This window comes from Stenotrophomonas sp. GL_101, from assembly GCF_057835675.1.
Map to the genome: position 1 here is coordinate 3839309 of NZ_CM174432.1, position 20990 is coordinate 3860298.

At 65.8% G+C, this 20990-nt stretch carries 17 protein-coding genes; 5 read left to right on the top strand and 12 right to left on the bottom strand.

Annotated elements, in window-relative coordinates; translation table 11 throughout:
* Positions 1 to 6: 6 nt before the first annotated feature.
* The 3 genes from AC3IR9_RS16950 to AC3IR9_RS16960 form a co-directional block, all read right to left on the bottom strand.
* Complete coding sequence (locus AC3IR9_RS16950) at positions 7 to 3729, bottom strand: RHS repeat domain-containing protein (RefSeq protein WP_489292170.1); 3723 nt, start codon at positions 3727 to 3729, stop codon at positions 7 to 9.
* Positions 3730 to 3870: 141 nt separating this feature from the next.
* Positions 3871 to 5241 carry a hypothetical protein gene (locus AC3IR9_RS16955; protein ID WP_489292171.1) on the bottom strand — a complete coding sequence of 457 codons (1371 nt, stop codon included), beginning with the start codon at positions 5239 to 5241 and terminating at the stop codon, positions 3871 to 3873.
* Positions 5242 to 5598: 357 nt separating this feature from the next.
* Positions 5599 to 6261, bottom strand: coding sequence for a protein kinase family protein (locus tag AC3IR9_RS16960; protein ID WP_489292172.1), 663 nt, complete (start codon positions 6259 to 6261; stop codon positions 5599 to 5601).
* A gap of 102 nt (positions 6262 to 6363) precedes the next feature.
* Here AC3IR9_RS16960 and AC3IR9_RS16965 point away from each other — a divergent pair, with 102 nt between their 5' ends.
* Positions 6364 to 8355: a bifunctional DedA family/phosphatase PAP2 family protein gene (locus tag AC3IR9_RS16965; RefSeq protein WP_489292173.1), complete on the top strand. Its 1992-nt coding sequence runs from the start codon at positions 6364 to 6366 to the stop codon at positions 8353 to 8355.
* A gap of 82 nt (positions 8356 to 8437) precedes the next feature.
* Here the strand turns inward: AC3IR9_RS16965 and AC3IR9_RS16970 are convergent, their stop codons facing one another.
* From AC3IR9_RS16970 to AC3IR9_RS16980, 3 genes are all read right to left on the bottom strand, one after another.
* The gene (locus AC3IR9_RS16970; protein WP_489292174.1) at positions 8438 to 9016 is read right to left on the bottom strand and encodes an LON peptidase substrate-binding domain-containing protein; all 579 of its coding nucleotides are present in this window, start codon (positions 9014 to 9016) and stop codon (positions 8438 to 8440) included.
* Positions 9017 to 9026: 10 nt separating this feature from the next.
* A complete protein-coding gene (mpl, locus tag AC3IR9_RS16975) occupies positions 9027 to 10391 on the bottom strand; it encodes a UDP-N-acetylmuramate:L-alanyl-gamma-D-glutamyl-meso-diaminopimelate ligase (RefSeq protein ID WP_489292176.1) in 1365 nt (454 codons plus the stop codon).
* Positions 10392 to 10724: 333 nt separating this feature from the next.
* Positions 10725 to 11288, bottom strand: coding sequence for an adenylate kinase (locus tag AC3IR9_RS16980; protein ID WP_489292177.1), 564 nt, complete (start codon positions 11286 to 11288; stop codon positions 10725 to 10727).
* A gap of 137 nt (positions 11289 to 11425) precedes the next feature.
* Between AC3IR9_RS16980 and AC3IR9_RS16985 the strand changes: the two genes are divergently transcribed.
* Positions 11426 to 12682 carry a 6-phosphofructokinase gene (locus AC3IR9_RS16985; protein WP_489292178.1) on the top strand — a complete coding sequence of 419 codons (1257 nt, stop codon included), beginning with the start codon at positions 11426 to 11428 and terminating at the stop codon, positions 12680 to 12682.
* A gap of 58 nt (positions 12683 to 12740) precedes the next feature.
* On the opposite strand, the gene AC3IR9_RS16990 is transcribed toward AC3IR9_RS16985, so the two are convergent.
* Positions 12741 to 13244, bottom strand: a complete 504-nt coding sequence (locus AC3IR9_RS16990) for a hypothetical protein (RefSeq protein WP_489292180.1) — start codon at positions 13242 to 13244, stop codon at positions 12741 to 12743.
* Between the two features lie 290 nt (positions 13245 to 13534).
* Between AC3IR9_RS16990 and AC3IR9_RS16995 the strand changes: the two genes are divergently transcribed.
* Positions 13535 to 15562 carry a sodium-translocating pyrophosphatase gene (locus AC3IR9_RS16995; RefSeq protein WP_489292182.1) on the top strand — a complete coding sequence of 676 codons (2028 nt, stop codon included), beginning with the start codon at positions 13535 to 13537 and terminating at the stop codon, positions 15560 to 15562.
* Positions 15563 to 15623: 61 nt separating this feature from the next.
* On the opposite strand, the gene AC3IR9_RS17000 is transcribed toward AC3IR9_RS16995, so the two are convergent.
* The 5 genes from AC3IR9_RS17000 to AC3IR9_RS17020 form a co-directional block, all read right to left on the bottom strand.
* The gene (locus AC3IR9_RS17000; protein WP_489292183.1) at positions 15624 to 15788 is read right to left on the bottom strand and encodes a hypothetical protein; all 165 of its coding nucleotides are present in this window, start codon (positions 15786 to 15788) and stop codon (positions 15624 to 15626) included.
* Between the two features lie 107 nt (positions 15789 to 15895).
* Entirely contained in the window at positions 15896 to 16558 is a 663-nt protein-coding gene (locus tag AC3IR9_RS17005) for an NHL repeat-containing protein (RefSeq protein WP_489292185.1), read from the bottom strand.
* Positions 16559 to 16605: 47 nt separating this feature from the next.
* Positions 16606 to 17826 carry a helix-turn-helix domain-containing protein gene (locus AC3IR9_RS17010; RefSeq protein ID WP_489292186.1) on the bottom strand — a complete coding sequence of 407 codons (1221 nt, stop codon included), beginning with the start codon at positions 17824 to 17826 and terminating at the stop codon, positions 16606 to 16608.
* Positions 17827 to 17878: 52 nt separating this feature from the next.
* The gene (locus tag AC3IR9_RS17015; RefSeq protein WP_489292187.1) at positions 17879 to 18451 is read right to left on the bottom strand and encodes a hypothetical protein; all 573 of its coding nucleotides are present in this window, start codon (positions 18449 to 18451) and stop codon (positions 17879 to 17881) included.
* A 10-nt stretch (positions 18452 to 18461) separates the two neighbouring features.
* Positions 18462 to 19049 carry a hypothetical protein gene (locus AC3IR9_RS17020; protein WP_489292188.1) on the bottom strand — a complete coding sequence of 196 codons (588 nt, stop codon included), beginning with the start codon at positions 19047 to 19049 and terminating at the stop codon, positions 18462 to 18464.
* Between the two features lie 129 nt (positions 19050 to 19178).
* Between AC3IR9_RS17020 and ppa the strand changes: the two genes are divergently transcribed.
* Together ppa and AC3IR9_RS17030 are read left to right on the top strand one after the other, a co-directional pair.
* A complete protein-coding gene (gene ppa / locus AC3IR9_RS17025; protein WP_354284549.1) occupies positions 19179 to 19715 on the top strand; it encodes an inorganic diphosphatase in 537 nt (178 codons plus the stop codon).
* Positions 19716 to 19866: 151 nt separating this feature from the next.
* Positions 19867 to 20988, top strand: coding sequence for an HDOD domain-containing protein (locus tag AC3IR9_RS17030; protein ID WP_489292189.1), 1122 nt, complete (start codon positions 19867 to 19869; stop codon positions 20986 to 20988).
* Positions 20989 to 20990: the final 2 nt, after the last annotated feature.

Below are 20990 nucleotides of genomic sequence, written 5' to 3' on the forward strand. Positions count from 1 at the left end.
GCTCCATTACTTCGGATTGGTCATATCGCCGAAATCGATGAATCCCTGGGGATAGGGGCTTGACCACGCAGAACAGCCATTGGCATTGCAGGCTCGCAGCACCTGTGTCTCGGCGCAGTAGGCGGCGCCATGAGCACTAACTGCGGTCGCCGGTCCCGTGTACTGCGACCAACCACCGTCGGCCTTCAACTCGTACGTCGTGGCACCCGGCATGCCGGTCCATTTGACGTCGCAGGCGATCTTGGTCGCACGCCCCTCCTTCCACTGCGACTTGACCGAAGAGATAAACTGCGGGGTTCCCGGCGGCGGATTGGATGCTATCGATACGGTGTTGGAGAACCCGCTGCATCCAGCAACGTTGCATGCCCTCACGCGATAGCTGTACGTGCCAAACACCAAGCCGTTGCGCTGCGACTGTGTTGAACCGTCATTCTGGACAGCCGTCCACGCGCCTCCATTGATGCTCTGGTCAAGGAGATAGGTGGTTGCCATTGCAACCCCGGTCCAGCTGACCGTGACGCTGCCCGACGCCGTTCCCGCTGGCGCACTGATTGCTGGCACGCCCGGCGGCCGGATTACCGAGACGGTGCCGGTACCCGAATAAGCACCCCAGCCAGCGTCATTGCCGGCACGCACCCGATAGGCATAGCTGCCGGTGCCTTTGCCGCTGAACGCCTGGCTTGTACCAGCGACCGACGCAACACCCTTCCACGCGCCACTGTTGATGCTCTCCTCCAGCGAGTAGCGCGTTGCACCGCCCACCACGCCCCAGCTGATGGTGTAGCCACCATTTAGGCTCTGCGCGGGCGCACTGATCGAAGGTGCAGCTGCCGGCGGATAGACCACCGTCGTCGAAACGATGGCAGACTCAGGCCCACAACCCGCTGGGTTACATCCGTAAACACGGTAACCATAGGGGCCGGCAGTCTTGCCCGAAAAAGCACGGGCGCGCGCAGCCGTTTCCTGCACCGTCTGCCATGCGCCCGTACCCACCCGTTCCTGCAAACGGTACGTTGCCGCGCCCGCCACCTCGGTCCAACTCACGGTGTAGCTGCCGTTGTAGGCCGTCGCAGGCGTAGTCAGAGCAGCCTTTGCCACCGGCGGTCGCTGCACGACCAGGTTCGACGTGGCCGACCAACCGCTACAGGCAGTCTGCTGGCAGGCCCGTACGCTGTACCCGAAGGTGCCTTCGGCCTTTGCCGAAGCGCTCCAGCTGCGACCGGCGCCTTGGTAGACCGTTGCCCAAGCGCCTACGCCGACCCGCTCACGCAGCTCATAACCGGTTGCATAGGTCACGGCCGTCCATTCCAGCTGGAAGCTGCCATTGCTGCTGAACGCTGGGACCGTCAGGACCGGCACCGTCGGTGCCACCACGTGGATCGCCTGTGCGACCAAGCTGCCATTGAGGTGGATGTACTCGGTATTCTTACCTGTGCGCGCATTCTCTTGACGGCGCAGCACACCATCATTGCCGTACAGCGAGCGAATCGTTGCGTTGTCACCGTTGCCGGTAGACAGTATTCGGCGACCATGGGCGTCGTAGCGATAGCGCTCGGCATCGGCCACCGTACGCAGGCGGTTGCCGAAGTCGAAGCTGTAGCCCACACCGCTGCGATTGGAGACGTTTCCCTGGACGTCGTAACTCAGGCCCAAGGTCGTTGCGCCGCCACTGTTCTGCACGTTGGTCAGCCGATTGCGGGCGTCGTACCAGTAGACATGATCCTTCACGCCCGCCAGTTTTGCCGAACGCAGGTTGTCTACCGCGTCGTAGGTGTATCGATAAATGCCATCCCCACCGAAGGAGGGTGACGTCGCCTGCACCAGTCGATCGAGACCGTCGTAGGCCATTGTGCGGGTACGTTTGGCGTCGAGGTTATCAACGATGCGGGCGACATTGCCGTTGGCGTCGTACTCGTACGTATTGTCCAATGCTCCCTTGCCGTCAGTCACCCGGGTCGGCAACTGCCGCAGGTTCTGCGCCATCGTGTGGACAATGCCGTTGCCATAGCTGAACTGCTTCATGCCACCATTGGGGTAGTAGCTGACGCCATTCGCATAGCTGCCCGCCTTGGTCGGTTGGCCCAGCGCGTTCGGCGCGTAATCGACGAAGCGACCACTCGGGTACGTCAAGCCCGCCAGCGCACCATTGGTGTCGTAGGCATAGCCCAAGGACAGGATACCCAGGGAACTGTCGCTGGACGTTTCGGCAGTCAACAGATTGCGCTTGTTGTAAGCGTACGTATTGATGGCCTGGGTGGTGCCCGCATCGTTGGCGGTGGTGACCGTGGCCGGCTTGCCGTCCTTGGTATAGGTCCAGCTCTGGTTGCCGTTCTTGTCCGGGAAGCTCAGGGTCGACAAGCGGTTGCGCACATCGTAACCACGTACCACCTTGCGAGCTGCGACGGTGCCGGCACTGGTGTCGCACGCAGTAGTGCTCGGCAGTTCCAGGCCGGTCGCGCTCCACGCCACATTACCTGCAGCGTCGTAGCCCATCAGGGTCGCGCCAGTTTCCGGCTCCACGCTCTTGCAGAGCTGCTGATTGCCGTCATACACATAGCTCCGGGTGATCTTCGTGCTGCCGTCCTGGTTGCGACGCGCGATCGAGCGCGGCTTACCAAACGTGTCGCGCACGATGTCGGTGATCGCACCGGCAGGATGGGTGATGGAGATCGGCGCATCGAATGAAGGCGCGCCAAAGGCCTGGAAGCGGGAGACCGTGGCATTTCCTTTGGGATCGACCACTTTCAGGCTGCCACCGGCCAGGTAGCTGGTCAGCGAGGTCAGCAGGCCGGCTTCGCCATCGATCGATACCGAGGTCTGCCGCCCCAGTGCGTCGTAGCCCGTCCAAGTGCCGGCACTGAGCGCTGCCGAGCCCCCGAGGTGAGAGGTGAATACCTGCCGCCCCGCTTCGTCATAGGCGAACCGCTGGAATCGCTGCGTTGCGGCGCGTGCGGACTCGTCGTACTCCTCGGTCAGCAATGGGCGCCAGAACGCATCGAAGAAGACATTGCGTCGGGCATTGCCGGTGGCTACCGTCTGCCGCCAATGCCCCGCGGCGATGCCATACTCCTCACCATTGATGGCGTTGAACGCTTGGGTGGTGCGGGCCCAGCCGACACTGTCACCGGCCGGCCAATCGATGTTGGCGATACGGCCCATGACATCGTATCCATACCGGGTGATTGCGCCGTTCTCATCGGTGACGCTGCCGACCCAGCCATTGTCATCGACGATGGCTGACTGACCCGCTCCATCAGCGAACTGAATCTGCTGTGGCGTGCCCCGTTTCCAGCCAGAAAGTGTGGTGCGGTTGCCTCGACCGTCGGCGACGGTCGCTACGGTGCCGTCGCCGTTGTACGTCAGCACCTGCTTCAGCAATCCATAGGAGCGCACCTCCGTCGGCCGCATCAAGCCATCGAACGCAGCCTGCTCGACTACCGCACCCGTGTTTTCGTTGGTGACCTTCGCTGTGGCACCCAGAATCCACCTTACACGGTCGTCTGCATACTGGGTGGCATCGGTTCGGCTTCCGAGCGGGCTGGAGCGATTGACCCGCAGCGGGCGCGCCAGATCATCGAAGGTGAGCATACTGGTCTGGTAGGTGACACCATCCTGCTCAATCGCTTCAGCCACCGCGGGACGAACCTGGGCGGTACTGGGCTCATCGCCGCTGTAGATCAACCCGTACAGAGGGATGAAGGGCTGTGTATTCACCTCATCCTCGGTCATATACAACGTCGTACTGCTCCTGACCACCTTGCCACCAGCATCAAGCACGCTGCTGCCCAACAACCGACCTTCATTCAAGGCGTACTGGGAACCATAGCGGTAGACCGTACGAGTCCAGTCGGGGTTGGTGACCGTGACCTGCTATTCTTTGTTGCAGGTGGTACAAGGATAAATCGCACCGCCACTTGGTGTCCCCCAAAGGCGCTCGAATCCATTCCCATAGTCATAGGTCCACTGTAGCGTCTTGGGCAGGCCCGGCCCCCATGTCTTCTTGATGTCCAGCGAAACAACGTCGTAAAAGTACGGCACGCCCAGTTCATAGTAGTACTGCGATGCCGAAATGCGTCGAATGCACTCGCTTGCGTGGACACCGCTGCGATACTGACGGCCGTTGGAGAACTGGAACTCACCCATCGCTCCCGATGGATGCTTGATGGTCATGACCATTTTGCCATTGCGCGGGAGAGGCTGCTCAAGACAAGACTCATTGCTGTTGCCATCCCAGAACACCTTCTCCCATGCACGAAGCGCACTGGAGTAGTTGTACGTCCAGGTGCTGCCGTCAGGCTGGGTGACGCTGGTCAATCGGCTCTGACCTTCGACCTGTCCGTAGGCATACCCCCAGGTACGGCCTGCTGCGGATACAGACGCCAACATGCCTGCGCTGTAGGCCAGCGTGATCTCACGCCCGTCGCTGGACCAGATCCTGATCGGATGTCCATTGTCGTTGTACTGGTACTGGACCCAATTGCCCGAGCGATCTTCGACACGGCTCGCCATCAGATAAATGCGCATTCGAGCCACCTTGGTGCGGTCGCCAAGTCCTCCCGACCTTTCCAGCGTGCCGCCATAGCGGGTGAATGCTGTATCGAAAAAATAGGAAACGCCAGACGTAGTCCTGACCCGATAGCCTTCGCCTGCCAAGCCTGACTTCATGGGAATGCAATCGATCACATCGCGCTGGGATGTGCTCCACTTGCGGGCCACGCCATCAGCCGGTACGGGCGACTTGGGCCAAGCTCCCAGCATCGTCCGGTCTCCGCCATCGGGCACATGGATCATGTTGCCATGCCAGATTTCGTTGAGGCGGAAGGTGATCGGACCTTGCGGCGCCATGTGACCACTGCAGCGGTTGTCGCGCCAGGACGCAATGCCTGGGAACATGCCGGAAATATACGGAGTGTCGACCTCCCAGCCCCCGACGCCATCGATGTTGGAGTTGTAGCTTCCGCTGCCGACCAAATCCATCTCGACACTGAAACGGCGCCGCATCTCCACCGGCAGCGCATTGTTGCCCGGCAGGCTTACATCGGTGACATTGAACTCGGTTTTGCCGTTGTAGAGGCTGATGCTTTCGCCGAAGAGATCATCCTTCAACGCTGTAAGATTCTGCGCCGACTCAATGAGCTTCCGGTATTCCTGGTAGGGTTCAACCGCCAGCGCGGACCCTGCACACACTGACAACACCAATGCAATGCCAAACCGGCACTGCCAAGCAACTGCATACTTCACACGACACTCCCTGACTCGCATGCCCGTTCGCGCACCATGGCGAACATCGCTTCCATGCGATCGTCTATCGCTCGATGATAGGCGAGATACGTCTTTGTGAAAAGAGTGTGAATGGCACGATTCACCACGCGTGAGTTGCGCTCAAGTGTCGCGCTCTGCGACTGGCAATGTTGCCCAACGACCGAGACTACATAGGCGATGAAAGCATCATTGGTAGTCAGTGCATCCTCATCGCCATCCCGGGCAACGCTATGGGCCCATCAAACGCCAGAAATCAAACGTAGGCGCGCATCTGCCGCCTCAACCAACACAGCATGGTCCACCGATGCGCCGCTGCCATGCCCACCTCCAGCAAACTCAAGGCTTCGGCCCCTGCCCCTCGTTGTCTTCCCAGTGCAGGATCCTGCGGGTAACGAAGCGGTACACCGGCTTGCCGGTGCGGAACCACACATCGCGCACCCACGAGGTGCGCTTGAGCAGGCGTTTCTCCACCGGAGTGAGGTGCTCGCGGCAGTACATGCGCTTGTGCTTGAGCAGATGCCGCAGGTCTTCGCGTGCCAGCAGGCGCATCCAGCGCGAGCGCGGGTGGCCGATCACCGCCAGCTGGAAATCGATCAACGCCGGCGAGCCGTCCTCGCGCACCAGCCAGTTGGCTTCCTTGGCCAGGTCGTTGTGCGCGATGCCGTGCCGGTGCACACGCTGCAGCAGCCGGCGCGCGGCATGGAAGTAGGCCAGGTCGCCACGTGGTGGGCGCTGGTACATCGCATCGCCGGCCATGAAACTGCGGTCCAGCCAGCGACCATTCCAGGACAGCAGCGCCGGGGTGTCGGCCATGCCATCCAGGTGCGCCAGCGCGCGGGCTTCGCGGCGGGCCAGCCACCACGCCGGTAGCCGCAGCCACCACGGGGTGGCGCCCAGGTCGCGGCGCACGAAGCGCTGCCCGTCCTGCTCGATCAACAGGATGCAACCAAAACTGTCGGCCTTGAGGGCATGCGGCGCGGGATCGGGGGTGCGGTTCATCGCGCCATTCTAGGCGGGCGATCGCATCCGATCACGGCAGTGGGTGAACATTGGCCGCGCATGGCCGGCAGTCAGTCACTTTCACCCCCCTATAATCCCCCGATGGACTCATCATGGATCGATACCACCCTTACGTGGATCGCAGCTCACCCCGTGCTCGCCGGCGCGGTCATCTTCCTTATCGCCTTCTGCGATGCGGTCATCGTGCTGGGCGCGATCGTGCCTGCGTTGCCGCTGCTGTTCGCCGTGGGGGTATTCATCGGCCTGGGCCAGATCTCCGGTCCGTATGCGGTGGCCTGCGCGGCACTGGGGGCCTTTGCCGGTGACGGCATCAGTTACTGGGTAGGGCGCCGCTGGGGCGATCGCCTGCGCGGGTTCTGGCCGTTCAGCAAGTTCCCGCAGCTGCTTGATCGCGGCGAGACGATGTTCCGCCGCAATGCGTTCAAGAGCATCCTGGTTGCCCGTTATGTCGGGGCGATCCGGCCGTTCGTGCCGGCCATCGCCGGCATGATGAAGATGCCCGCGCTGCGCTACGTACAGGCCAGCGGCATCGCCAGCCTGTCCTGGGCGGTGTTGTTCCTGGCCCCGGGTTGGGTGCTCGGCGAGGCCTATGACGCGGTGGCCGCGGTGGCCGGGCGACTGGTGATGGTGCTGGGCCTGGTGGCCGTGTTGATGGGCGTGGTGTGGGCGATCGTGCTGTACAGCTACCGCTGGTCGGCCTCGCGCATGGACAACTGGCTGGCCGCGCTGCTGCGCTGGTCGCAACGCCACCCCACGCTGGGCCGTTACTCGGTGGCGGTGTTCGACCCGCAGCGCCGCGAGTCGGTGCCGCTGGCGATGCTGGCGCTGATGCTGCTGGTGCTGGGCTGGGGCTGGTTCGCGCTGCTGATGGCCGTGGTCGCCCATGGCGAACCGTTACGCCTGGACCTGGCCGTGCACCAGGCCATGCTGGCATTGCGCAATCCGCTGGCCGACTACCCGATGGCCGCGCTGGCCTCGCTGGGGGCCTGGCAGGTGTTGCTGCCGGCCACCGCAGCGGGCATGGGCTACCTGGTCTGGCGCCGGCGCTGGATGGCGGCCGGGCATTGGCTGGCGGCGTTGGCCTTCGGCCTGGCGCTGTGCAAGCTGCTGGGCGCCACCGTGGATGTGGTGCGTCCCCTGGATGCCAGCAGCGGGTTCGGTTTCCCGTCGGTGTCGGTGACCATGGCCACGATCACCTTCGGCTTCTTCGCCGTGCTGATCGGGCGCGAACTGCCCGGTCGCACCCGCGTGTGGCCGTACCTGTTGTCGGGCATCGTGGTCAGCCTGATCGGGTTTGCCCGTATCTACCTGGGCGCGCATTGGCTGAGCGATGTGATCGGCGGGATGCTGTTCGGTATCTTCTGGCTGCTGGTGCTGGGCATCGCCTACCGCCGCCGCTTCAACCGGTCGTTCTGGGTCAAGCCGGTGGCGTGGCTGTTCTATGGCGTGTTTGCCCTCGCGGCGCTGTGGTATGCCCCGCGCAACATTCCGCTCAAGCTGGCGCGTTTCGAGCCGGCGCAACCGGTGCCGGCCGACATCGCCGTGCAGGCCTGGTGGCAGGAGGAGTGGCGCAACCTGCCGTCGCGTCGCAATGAATTCGACGACGACCAGCGCTGGCCGCTGGATGTGCAGGTGGCCGGACCGCTGGCGCCGCTGCAGCAGCGGCTGGAACGCCAGGGCTGGCGCGTGCAGCCGCAGGCCGGCTGGCAGCAGGCGTTGTTGATGCTGGACAAGTCGGCCACGCCCGAAGAAGTGCCGGTGTTGCCGGCCACGCTGGATACCCAGGTCGAATCGCTGCTGATGCTGCGCGCGGGCAATGCGCCCAACGAGATCTTCGCGCTGCGGCTGTGGCCGGCCCCGGCGCGGGTACAGCCGGGCAACCAGCCGTTGTGGCTGGGCAGCGCGCAGACCCTGCATTACCAGCAGCATTTCCATCTGTTCGGGATGTGGCGGCCGATGCGCGGCATCGACCCGTCGCTGAAGGCCGTGCGCGATGCGCTCGATGGGCTGCCGCAGCAGGTGGACACGCATCCGGAAACGCAGATGCCGGTGTTGCGGGTGCGAACCCCGTAGCGCCAGGCTCTACCCGGCGGGTGTGCGGTAGCGCCGGGCTCTGCCCGGCTGTTGCGCAGAGGCAGCGGGGCAGAACCCCGCGCTACGGGATCCAGCTGAGCAGGTCCTGCAGGCGTTCGTGCGGGTCGTCCTGCTGCAGCAGTTGCAGCCGCTGCGGGTCTTCCAGCGGCAGCAGTTCGGCCAACCGCCAGCCTACCCACGCGGCCTGCTCCAGCAAGGCCGGATGGGCCGGCGCATAGGCGCTGCCGGCCTGGTCGATGATGTGGCCGAGCACCGTGGCGAGCAACGCATGCTCGGGCAGCAGTTCGTCATCGTGATCGGGCACGCACCACTGCACGTCGGCGATGATCAGGCCGTTGTCGCGCACGCGGGTACGCAGCACATGGAAGCGACGCTGGCCGCGCAGGCGCAATACCAGCACGCCATCGGCACCGACGTCGAAATCCTCGATCCGCGCTTCCACCCCGTAGGCCGCCGGTGCGGCCGGTGCGCCAACCTCGTCGCCTTCCAGGATCAGGCAGATGCCGAAGCTGGATTCCTGGCGGCTGCAGTCGCGCAGCATGTCCAGGTAACGACGCTCGAACACGCGCAGGCCCAGCGCGGCGCCGGGCAGCAGCACCGCGTGCAACGGAAACAACGGCAGCGAAACAGCGTCGGTCATGGTCCGCGCGTCAGCCGTGCTGCAGCTGCGCCAGGAAGCGGCGCGGCGCACCATCGAAGCCGCCGTTGGACATGAACACCACGTGGTCGCCCGGCTGCACGATCGCGCCCAGCTCGGCCAGCAACGCCTCGCTGTCGGATACCGCATGGGCCTGGCCACGCACCGCGACCAGCACCGTCGACGCATCCCAGGCCAGTTCGGGGCGATGCAGGAACACCACCGCATCGGCCAGGTCCAGCGACGGCGCCAGGGCCTGCGCATGGGCGCCCAGCCGCATCGAATTGCTGCGCGGCTCCATCGCCACCACGATGCGCGCATCGCCCACCTTGGCGCGCAGGCCTTGCAGGGTGGTGTGGATGGCGGTGGGGTGGTGCGCGAAATCGTCATAGACGGTGATGTCATGCGCCTGCCCGATCACTTCCAGGCGACGCTTGACGCTGCGGAAATCGGCCAGCGCCGGGATCACCGTGGCCAGCTCGACACCGATCGCATGCGCGGCCGCCAATGCAGCCAGGCCATTGAGCACGTTGTGCCGGCCCAGCAGCGGCCACTGCACCTGGCCCACGCGCGTGCCGCGATGGTGCACCACGAAGACGCTGCCGTCGGGCTTGACCAGCTCGGCATGCCATTCCAGCGAGGGATCGAAACCAAAACGCTCCACCGGCGTCCAGCAGCCCATCGCCAGTACCTCGGCCAGATAAGCATCCTCGCCGTTGACGATCAATCGCCCGCGCGCCGGTACGGTGCGGATCAGGTGATGGAACTGGCGCTGGATCGCGGCCACGTCGGGGAAAATGTCGGCGTGGTCGTACTCGAGGTTGTTGAGGATCGCCACCAGTGGCCGGTAGTGCACGAACTTGCTGCGCTTGTCGAAGAACGCGGTGTCGTACTCGTCCGCCTCCACCACGAACTCCCGCCCCTGGCCAAGACGCGCCGATACGCCGAAGTCCTCGGCCACGCCGCCGATCAGGAACCCCGGTTCACGACCGGCCGCCTGCAGCAGCCAGGTCAGGATGGTGGTGGTGGTGGTCTTGCCGTGGGTGCCGGCCACGGCCAGCGTGTCGCGGCCGGGCAGCACCTGCTCGGACAGCCACTGGGCGCCGGAGAGGTAACGTTGCCCCGCATCAAGCACCGCTTCCACGGCCGGATTGCCGCGCGAGAGGGCATTGCCGACGATCACCTCGTCGCAGTCGGGTCCGACGCTGTCGGCGCGGTAGCCGGGATCCAGCGCGATACCCAGCTGTTCCAGCTGGGTGGACATCGGCGGATAGATCGCCTGGTCGCTGCCATGGACCGTATGGCCCAGTTCCCGCGCCAGCGCGGCCACGCCGCCCATGAAGGTGCCGGCAATTCCAAGGATGTGAATCTTGCTCATGCGTTGGATTGTGACCGATCCCCCACGGCCATGGAAATTGTCATCGGACAATTTCTCAAACGTGCGTAGGGGAAATGCGTGAGGTGTCGGGGAATCCCCGATAGCGACGTACTGTGAAGACGGACACAATTGAGCCGGCCAGCCGCAGTACCCCATTGGTCCTACTCCCCAAGAGGCCATCCCCAGGGGAGCTCATGCTGCGGGGCCCTGAGCAAGCCCGTTCGCTGGCACCTTACACCGCACGCCGGGCCCCTTCGGGGGCCGGGCGTGCGTTCCTGTCCGGCGCCCGAAGGCCCGGCCAGACCGGCGCTGCACCCGGCAGCGCCGCAGGGCTCAGCCGTGGATCGCCGCGCGGATGCGCGCTTCCACTTCATCCAGCTCGCCAACGCCGTCGACGCGGGCCAGGGTGCCGCGGCCGGCATAGAAATCCACCACCGGTGCGGTCTGCTCGTTGTAGACCTGCAGGCGCTGGCGCACCGATTCGGGATTGTCGTCGGCGCGGCCCTGTTCCTGCGCGCGGCCGGCAATGCGCTGGACCAGCAGCTCGGTGGCCACGTCCAGCTGCACCACCGCATCCAGCGGCTGGCCGATCTTGGCCAGCAGGGTATCGAGCGCATTGGCCTGGGCCACGTTGCGCGGATAACCATCCAGGATGAAGCCGTTGGCCACGTCGGCCTGACCCAGGCGCGATTCGAGCATGCCCAGCAGGATGTCGTCGGACACCAGGTTGCCGGCATCCATCACCGCCTTGGCCTGCTTGCCCAGCTCGGTGCCGGCGGCCACTTCGGCACGCAGCAGGTCGCCGGTGGAAATGTGCGCAATCGCCAGATGTTCCTTCAGGCGCGTCGCCTGCGTCCCCTTGCCCGAACCGGGCGGTCCCAACAGAACCAATCGCATCAACCTGACTCCAACTTGGTAAAAAGAAGGGCGCGTGCCCCGGGATTGTCCACAATCACGCTGCACCGCAATACACGCACTTTACCCCATACCGGTAATGTCTCTGCAATGTCCTTCCCCCCTCCGCTGGTGAAATGATGTCCAAAGGTACCTTGCTCTACGCCCAGTCAGGCGGCGTCACCGCCGTGATCAACGCGACCGCCTCGGCGGTCATCAGCACCGCCCGGGCCAAGGGAATCAAGGTCTTGGCGGCGCGCAACGGCATCCTGGGCGCGCTCCGCGAGGAGCTGATCGACACCACCAAAGAGTCGGCGGCGGCCATTGCCGCGCTGGCCCATACCCCCGGCGGGGCGTTCGGGTCGTGCCGCTACAAGCTCAAGGCGCTGGACGTGGACCGGGCCAAGTACGAGCGCCTGCTGGAAGTGCTGCGCGCCCATGACGTGCGCTGGTTCCTCTACAACGGCGGCAACGACTCGGCCGACACTGCCTGGAAGGTCTCCCAGCTGGCCCAGGCCTTCGACTACGACCTGACCTGCATCGGCGTGCCCAAGACGATCGACAACGACCTGGCGGTCACCGATACCTGCCCGGGGTTCGGCTCGGCGGCCAAGTACACCGCGGTATCGGTGTGTGAAGCGGCGCTGGACGTGGCGGCCATGGCCGAGACCTCCACCAAGGTGTTCGTGTACGAGGCGATGGGCCGTCACGCCGGCTGGCTGGCCGCCGCTGCCGGCCTGGCCGGGCAAGGCGCCGACGACGCCCCGCATATCATCCTGCTGCCCGAGCGCGCCTACGACGAAGCCGCGTTCCTGGCCAAGGTCAAGCAGGTAGTCAAGCGTGTGGGCTACTGCGTGGTGGTGGCCTCCGAAGGCATCCAGACCGCCGATGGCCGCTTCGTTGCCGATGCCGGTGGTGGCAAGGATTCCTTCGGGCACACCCAGCTCGGCGGGGTGGCCTCGCAACTGGCGGCCCGGGTCAAGGACACGCTGGGCTACAAGGTGCACTGGACCCTGCCCGACTACCTGCAGCGCTCGGCCCGCCACCTGGCCTCCAAGACCGACTGGGAGCAGGCGCAGGCGGTCGGCAAGGCGGCGGTGCAGTTCGCGTTGAAGGGCCAGAACGCGGTGATGCCGGTGATCGTGCGCACCAGCGACAAGCCCTACCGTTGGAAGATCGAAGCGGCGCCACTGCACAAGGTGGCCAACCACGAGAAGAAGATGCCGGCCGGCTTCATCCGTCGCGATGGCTTCGGCATCACCGACAAGGCGCGTGCGTACCTGTCGCCGTTGATCAAGGGCGAAGCGCCGCTGCCGTATGGACCGGACGGGTTGCCGAAGTATGTGACGCTCAAAAACGTGGCGGTCAAAAAGAAGTTGCCCCCGTTCGAGGCGTGACCGCGGAAGGTCGTGCCGGCCATCGGCCGGTACGACCGATGGCCGGAGCGCGATCAGCTCACTGGCAGGCCTTGCCTTCCACCGTCATCTGCGCGGCGAACATCGGAATCTGCGCGATCTTGCCGGCAGCGGCCTGCTTCTTGGCATCCTCCAGGTAGATCCGCGACTGGCCCTGCCCGTCCAGCTCGGGTTTCTGCACGACCGGCAGGCGCCAGACGCGCACCACGGCCTGCTGCGCCGGGCACGCCGCGCTGGGGACGCGGATCACATCATTGAGTTTCCAGCCTTTGTCCGGGCTGGGCTGGGCCTTGGCATAGTCGACAAAGCGCGCACGGGGCTGGCATTGCGCGCTGGTACGCACCACCGCGAACTTGTACGGTTGTGCCGATTCGCCGGTAAACACGCCTTCCAGACGCGCGCAGGCTTCGGGAATCTGCCGCAGCGTATGCGCGGCGCCTACCGCCTGCGCCGCACCGGTAGCGCGTTGCAGCTCGGGGGTTTCAGCGGCAAGTGCTGACACACTGGGGAGCAGCGCCAGCAAGAGCAGGTAACGGGTGTGCATGGCCAGACTCCAGGACGGGGATGGGAGCGAGGCTGCCAGTGGGAGGCTGAACGGCGTGGCAAAGGCCGGATGTCGGCCGGGATGTGCGTGGTTGCCGGCCAGCGGCCGGCACTACCTGTATGCGGGCGAATGCCCGCATACTCGCGGGCACCAGGGATTGCTGAACACCGCCACACGCTTGATGACCGGGCACGGTCTGAACGGGTTGGTCCAAGGTTGCAGCCCGTTGTGCCCCCGCGTGGAGACGTTCATCCGTTCACTGGATGTCATTCCATTACCGGAGGGGACACATGCTGGAACGTTATGGGCTTTCCCTGGCGCTGTTCTGCGCCATCCTCGCGATTCTCTACGGCATCGTATCGGCACGCTGGATTCTCCGGCAACCGGCCGGCAATGCCCGCATGCAGGAAATCGCCGCCGCCATCCAGGAAGGCGCGCGCGCCTACCTCAACCGCCAATACCTCACCATCGGCATCGCCGGCGTCGTCCTGTTCGTGCTGGTCGGGATCTTCCTCAGCTGGTACACCGCGATCGGCTTTGCAATCGGTGCGGTGCTGTCCGGCGCGGCCGGCTACATCGGCATGAACGTCTCGGTCCGCGCCAACGTGCGTACCGCCGAAGCGGCCCGCAATGGCCTGAGTGCGGCGATGGATGTGGCCTTCCGTGGCGGTGCGATCACCGGCATGCTGGTGGTCGGGCTGGGCCTGCTCGGCGTGGCCGGCTACTACGCGCTGCTGCTGCGGTTGGGCCTGGATACCGCACAGGCGCTGCATGCACTGGTCGGGCTGGCGTTCGGTTCGTCGCTGATCTCGATCTTCGCCCGTCTGGGCGGTGGCATCTTCACCAAGGGCGCCGACGTCGGTGCTGACCTGGTCGGCAAGGTGGAGGCCGGCATTCCTGAAGATGACCCGCGCAATCCGGCGGTGATCGCCGACAACGTCGGCGACAACGTCGGCGACTGCGCCGGCATGGCCGCCGACCTGTTCGAGACCTACGCGGTAACGGTGATCGCCACCATGCTGCTGGGCAGCCTGATGATCGTCGAGGCCGGGCGCAATGCGATCCTGTATCCGCTGGTGCTGGGCGGCGTATCGATCATCGCCTCGATCATCGGCGCGCTGTTCGTCAAGGTGAAGCCCGGCGGCTCGATCATGGGCGCGCTGTACAAGGGGGTGATCGTGTCCGGCGTGCTGGCGGCGATCGCGTTCTATCCGATCACCCTGCAGCTGATGCCCGACAACAGCCACGGGGCGTTGAACCTGTATTTCTGCGCGCTGATCGGGCTGGTGCTGACCGGGCTGATCGTGTGGATCACCGAGTACTACACCGGCACCCAGTACAAGCCGGTGCAGCACGTGGCGCAGGCGTCCACCACCGGCCACGGCACCAACATCATCGCCGGGCTCGGCGTGTCGATGAAGTCGACCGCTTTGCCGGTGATCGCGGTGTGCGTGGCGATCTGGCTGGCGCACTACTTCGGCGGGCTGTATGGCATCGCCATCGCGGCCACGGCGATGCTGTCGATGGCCGGCATGATCGTCGCGCTGGATGCCTACGGGCCGATCACCGACAACGCCGGCGGCATCGCCGAGATGGCTGAACTGCCCGCGGACATCCGTGCGATCACCGACCCGCTCGATGCAGTCGGCAACACCACCAAGGCGGTGACCAAGGGCTACGCGATCGGCTCGGCCGCCCTGGCCGCGCTGGTGCTGTTCGCCGATTACACCCACAACCTGCAGGCTGCCAATCCGGGCGAAACCTTCGCCTTCGACCTGTCCGACCACACCGTGATCATCGGCCTGTTGATCGGCGGGTTGATCCCCTATCTGTTCGGGGCGATGGCGATGGAAGCGGTGGGCCGTGCGGCCGGCGCGGTGGTGGAGGAAGTCCGCCGGCAGTTCCGCGAGATTCCCGGGATCATGCAGGGCACCGGCAAGCCGCAGTACGACCGCGCGGTGGACATGCTGACCCGCTCGGCGATCCGCGAAATGATCGTGCCCTCGCTGCTGCCGGTGGCGGTACCGGTGGTGGTCGGCCTGCTGCTGGGGCCACGCGCGCTCGGTGGCCTGCTGATCGGCACCATCGTCACCGGTTTGTTCGTGGCGATCTCGATGACCACCGGTGGCGGCGCCTGGGACAACGCCAAGAAGTACATCGAGGATGGCCACTTCGGCGGCAAGGGCAGCGAGGCACACAAGGCCGCGATCACCGGTGATACGGTCGGCGATCCCTACAAGGACACCGCCGGCCCGGCGATCAACCCGCTGATCAAGATCATCAACATCGTGGCGCTGCTGCTGGTGCCGTTGCTGTAGCCGCGCAGACCAATGACCACGACCTGTCCGGGCCTGCACGGCCCGGGCAGGTGCGCGTTGCTCAGGCCCGGTGCTGGAGCCAGGTCACCAGCAACGCGGCCAGCACGCAGGCAACGCCGATACCGACGAACGTCTGGATCACCCCGGCAATCATGTTGTCGCCGAGCAGGTAATGCCGCCAGGTGAACTCGGGCATGACCGGTGGGCGGGGCGCGACAGGTTGCATGAAAGAATCCTCTGGTTGCGTAGCGTCGGACCGTGCTGCGTATCGGGAATGCCCGCCATGATCACCGCAACCGGTTCCCGCCGCCATCGGTCCGTGCCGCCGGACGCTCAGCGCGGACGCTTCACCGCACACACCCTGCCGTGGCCTGCGCCGCAGTAGAACAGCGCACCGCCATCGGCTTCCAGCCCACTGACGCTCATCCCGGCCGGCATCTGCAGGCGCTCCAGCACCACGCCGGTATCGGCATCGATATGCCGGATGTCGCTCTGCCCCCCTTCATCGGTGCCATGCCAAAGCGCGCCATCCACCCAGGTCACCCCGGTGACGAAGCGGTCCGATTCGATGGTGCGCAGGATCTCCCCGGTTTCCGGATCGATCTGGCGGATGCGGCGCTGACGGTACTGCCCCACCCACAGGCTGCCCTCGGCCCAGGCCATGCCCGAATCGGTGCCCGCCCCGGGGGCCGGGATTGAGGCCACCACCTGACCGGTGTGCGGATCGATCTTGTCGATGCGCGCCTCGGCGATCTGATACAGATGGATGCCGTCGAAAGCGGTCCCCGAATCGCAGGCCAGTGCCAGGCTGCGCACCGCCTCGCCACTGGCCGGATCGAATGCCACCAGGGCCGCGCCAGTGGCCGCCCACACGTGTTGCCCGTCGAAGCTGACGCCGTTGATGCTGTCCGAGCCGGCGAACGGACCATACTCGCGGACGATTTCAGCTGGATGCACGTTTGCCGCCGTGGCGAGGGGATGGATGTCAGTGTTCATGGTTGCGGTCTCCTGGCACATCGGGGATGGGGTGCCTGCCAACGACACTAGCCAATCGGCAGCGCAGCAGGGAGTAACAAGATCGTCGTGAATCCGGCCAGCGGCACGGACCGCCAGCGCTGTGCGCGTCCGCGTCCGCTTGAACGCACCCGCCCCGCCGCCACCAGTGCGACCAGCGCCCGCTGCACGCTGCGCTGGCCGGCCCCCAGCGCCAGCGCCAATGCCGAAGTGGACCATGCCGCACCATCGTCGAGCAGCGCGGCCAGCGCCGCCTCATCCCCCTCGATCGGCGGTACCAGCACCTTGACCGCAGGGGCGGTGCACGGCACCAGGCGGAAACCATGCGCGGTTGCCTCAATCCGTGCCTGGATGGCGATGAGCGCGCGCAGGCGGCCCATGTCCACCCGCAAGCGTGCGCGCAGCGTGTCATCGCAATGGGCGATACCGAATGCGCGCACGATCAATGCATCGCGCTCCACGTCCCCTGGCCACGCCTCGGCAAGCGCGCGGACCAGGGCGAACAACACCGGGCGTCGCGCCAACGATTGCCAGCAGCCGCCCTGGCGTACGCCGCGCCGGCAGGCATCCACGATCAGCGTGCCGGAGCCGAGCAACGCGGGAATCTCGTCGATGCGCAGCGGCCGTTCGATGCCAGCCTCCACGCACCGTGCCGCAGGCTGGTCGAGCAGGGCAAGCGCCCGGTCGACCTCGCCACGCAACGCGGCGATGCCTGCACGCTCGGCCGCCCCACGCGCTCGCCCCAGCGCCTGCCGCGCCGGGTCGACCTGCAGCGCGCGCAGCGCCAATGCGGCGGCCGTCAGCTCGGCCATCGCTGCCAGCGCAGGTGGCAGCTGCCGGCCGGCAAGCCGGGCCAGGGCGCTGTCCGCCTCCTGCAGGCGGCCCAGCAGCAACAGCCGACGGGCCACGATCAGCCAGGCCTGCAGCGCATTGGCAGGGTCGCCGTGCGATTCCAGGACCGCTGCGGCGGCCAGCAGCGGCTGCACGGCACCGCCAAGTTCGCGCATCGCCAGGGAGACCTCGGCCTCGGCAACGGTACAGCGGGCCCGCGCCACCACCTCATGCGCGCCGAACCCGCGCCGCGCACGCCGCAACAGGTCACGCGCGCTGGCCAGTTCGCCGAGCTGGGCCATGCCAATCCCGCGCAGCGCCAATGCTGGCGGATCGTCGCGCAAGGCCACATGTTTGAGCGCGGCGAGGACATCTCCGGTGGCAAGGGCGCGTGCGGCGGCGGCAATCAACGAGTCCATGCACACAGGCTACCCGCCCGGCGCCACGCATGCACCGGGCCCGGCGGGCCGTTTACAGGCAGTCGGTCAGACCTTCATACACGGTGGTGCGGGTGCCGGGCAGCAGGGTGTCGATCGCATCGTTGCCCTGCAGCGCATCCAGCAACTGCGGTAGTGGCGTGTCCGGTGCCAGCGGCAGGCGGCACGCCCAGCTGCGCACATCCACCTCCACGCGTCCGCTGCCGTCATCCACCCACGCATTGCTGCCAGCGAAGGTCCAGATGCACTCGCGTACCCACCCGCTGGCGGCCTGGACCGAACAGCGCAGGCGCATCGCCTGCAGGTTGTAGTACTCGCCTTCACAGAAGGTATCACCACAGATGTCGTTGAAACCCCGCACCAGGGCGTCTTCCATCCCGGCGAAACGCGAATGGCCCTGCCCCGGCCGTGGGTAATCACGCGCATCGACGTAACCGTCGCTGCCACGAACGGTGTCACCGATCCCCGCCGCCGCTCCGGTCGGGGCCAACAGCGTTGCCAGCAGGAAGCCTGCGACCCACCGCCATTGCAGGGTGCAGCCCCTGGCCACGGTGGCGAACAGGATGAGCGCGGCCAACGGGCGGCCGGGGCGGGATCGAACGGTCATCAGGATGTCCTCATTCATGCGGGTGTCCCCCCGCGGCAGCGGGGACGGCAGGTTCCTGCAGGCAATGGCCGACCGCCGCGCCGATCGACGACGACGCCCCCGGGAGGGTGACGTTGAGCGCATCTGCGCCCTCCAGGGCCCGGTGGAAGACCGCCACCGCCACGCCCCGGCCCAACGGCAGCGGACAGACCCACTGCCGGTTGTCGACGATCACCGCGCCGCTGTCACGGTCGATGTCCAGCTGGCTGGCAATGAAGATCCAGGTGCAGGCATGCACGCTGGCCGCGGCGGTGCGTACCGAACAGCGCAGCTGCAAGGCCTGCAGGTTGCTGTAATCGCCTTCGCACAGGGTGTCGGCGCAGAGGGCATCGAAGCGGCGCGCCAGATGATCCTCAAGGGCGTAGAAGCGATCCCAGTTGGCTTCATTGGCCGGAAAATCCACCAGGTCCACGAACGGCGGTGTGCTGGCGGTGGCAGTGGCACCGGCCAGCAGCAGCGGCAGCGCCAGGGCACGCGGCAGCAGGTAGGCAAGGGGGGGGCATCGGCACGCTCCGGGACGGGGACGCTCAGGATCGGCGCCCGCACCGCCGCCGCCCATCCGTTCAGGGCGCGCGCCAAGGTGGGAAAACCCGGTATTGCGATGTGGGGTTGCCGGGGCGCTGCACGCGGGCGGGCAAAGGCATAAAATGGGGAGCTATCCGCCTACATCCCCCTCCTGGAGCACACCATGGGTCTGGAACTCGTCTCGCCCGGCAAGAACCCGCCGGAAGAAATCAACGTCATCATCGAGATCCCGAAGGATTCCGAGCCGGTGAAGTACGAAGTGGACAAGGAAACCGGCGCGATCTTCGTCGACCGCATCCTGTCCACCCCGATGCGCTACCCCTGCAACTATGGCTATGTGCCGAGCACCCTGTGTGGCGACGGCGATCCGGCCGACGTGCTGGTGGTGCTGCCGCTGCCGCTGATCCCAGGTTCAGTGGTGCGTTGCCGCCCGGTCGGCGTGCTCAAGATGAGCGATGAGGCCGGCAGCGACGAAAAGATCCTGGCCGTGCCGATCTCCAAGGTGTTCAGCGGTTACGCGCACGTGGAAGACATCGAGCAGGTGTCCAGCCACTGGCTGGAGCGCATCGGCCACTTCTTCGAGCACTACAAGGACCTGGAAAAGGGCAAGTGGGTCAAGCTGGACGGTTGGGCCGGCGCTGCTGAAGCCAAGCAGATCCTGGTCGAAGCGCACCAGCGTTACCTCGCCAACAACGGCTGAGGAGGCGCCACGTCGCTCCGGCGGGGGTCGCCGGAGCGATGTACATCACGTTTTTTGAAGGTGGCACAGCACTATCTGTGCCGGATTGGGTACATTGCGTCTTCACACCGTCCACGGTGGGTTTCGCCGTGGTCAGCCAGGGGACTGTGTCGTGCGTATTCTGCTTGTTGGGGACCAAGCCAGCCTGTCGGCTGAGCTGACCGATTTCATTGCCGATCTTGGGGAAGAGTGGCACCCCTTGACCGCTGCCGATGGCCAGACGGCCATGAGCATCGTGGCGGCCAGCGCGGTGGATGCGGTCATCGTCTGCCCCGCCCTGCCCGACCTCAATGCGACCACGCTGCTCGGCCAGATCCGTACCCTGCGGCCGGAGACCATCCGCATCGCGCTGGTCGACGCCGACCAGGGCAACCGCCCGCCGCCGGCACGCCTGATCGGCGTGGCCCATCGGTTCCTGCCGATGCCGCTGGCACCAGAAGTGCTGTTGGAAGCGCTGACCAGCCTGGAAGAACTGCGCGAACTGCTGGACAGCGCGCGGCTGCGCAGTGCGATCGGCCGGATCGAAAAACTGCCCTCGCCGCCCCACCTGTACCTGAGCCTGACCCAGGCGCTGGAGCATGACGACGATACCAATACGGCGGACGTATCCAAGCTGGTGGCCGCCGACCCGGCAATCGCCGCCAAGGTGCTGCAGCTGTCCAATTCGGCGTTCTTCAACCATGGCCGCATCATTTCCGACCTGCGTACGGCGGTGACCCGCCTGGGCCTGTCGACGCTGCGCGACCTGGTGCTGGCCAGCGAGGTGTTCTCGGCATCGCCGTTGTCCGGTGCCGAACGCAATTCACTGCAGCAGCGTGCGTTGATGGCCTCGCGGCTGGCGGCCAAGCTGCTGCCGGACTCCAGCGCCGAACTGGGCGCTACCGCGGCACTGCTGGCCGACATCGGCCTGCTGCTGCCCGGCGTGCGCAATGAACGCACCGAACCGGCCGATGCCGGCGATGAGCGCCCGGGCCATGCCGAGGCCGGCGCCTACCTGCTCGGCCTGTGGGGCCTGCCGATGCCGATCATCGAAGCGGTGGCCTTCCATCTGGAACCGCAGCGGTCCAACACGCGCAGCTTCTGGGTAACCGGGGCGGTGCACGTGGCGCTGGCGCTGGTCAACGGCAACCCGGTCGACGAGGACTACCTGCAGCGCGCAGGCGTGCTCAACAAGTTGCCGCAATGGCGCGACCACGCCAACGGGCTGATGGGGCTGGTGGCAGCCGAAGCCTGAGC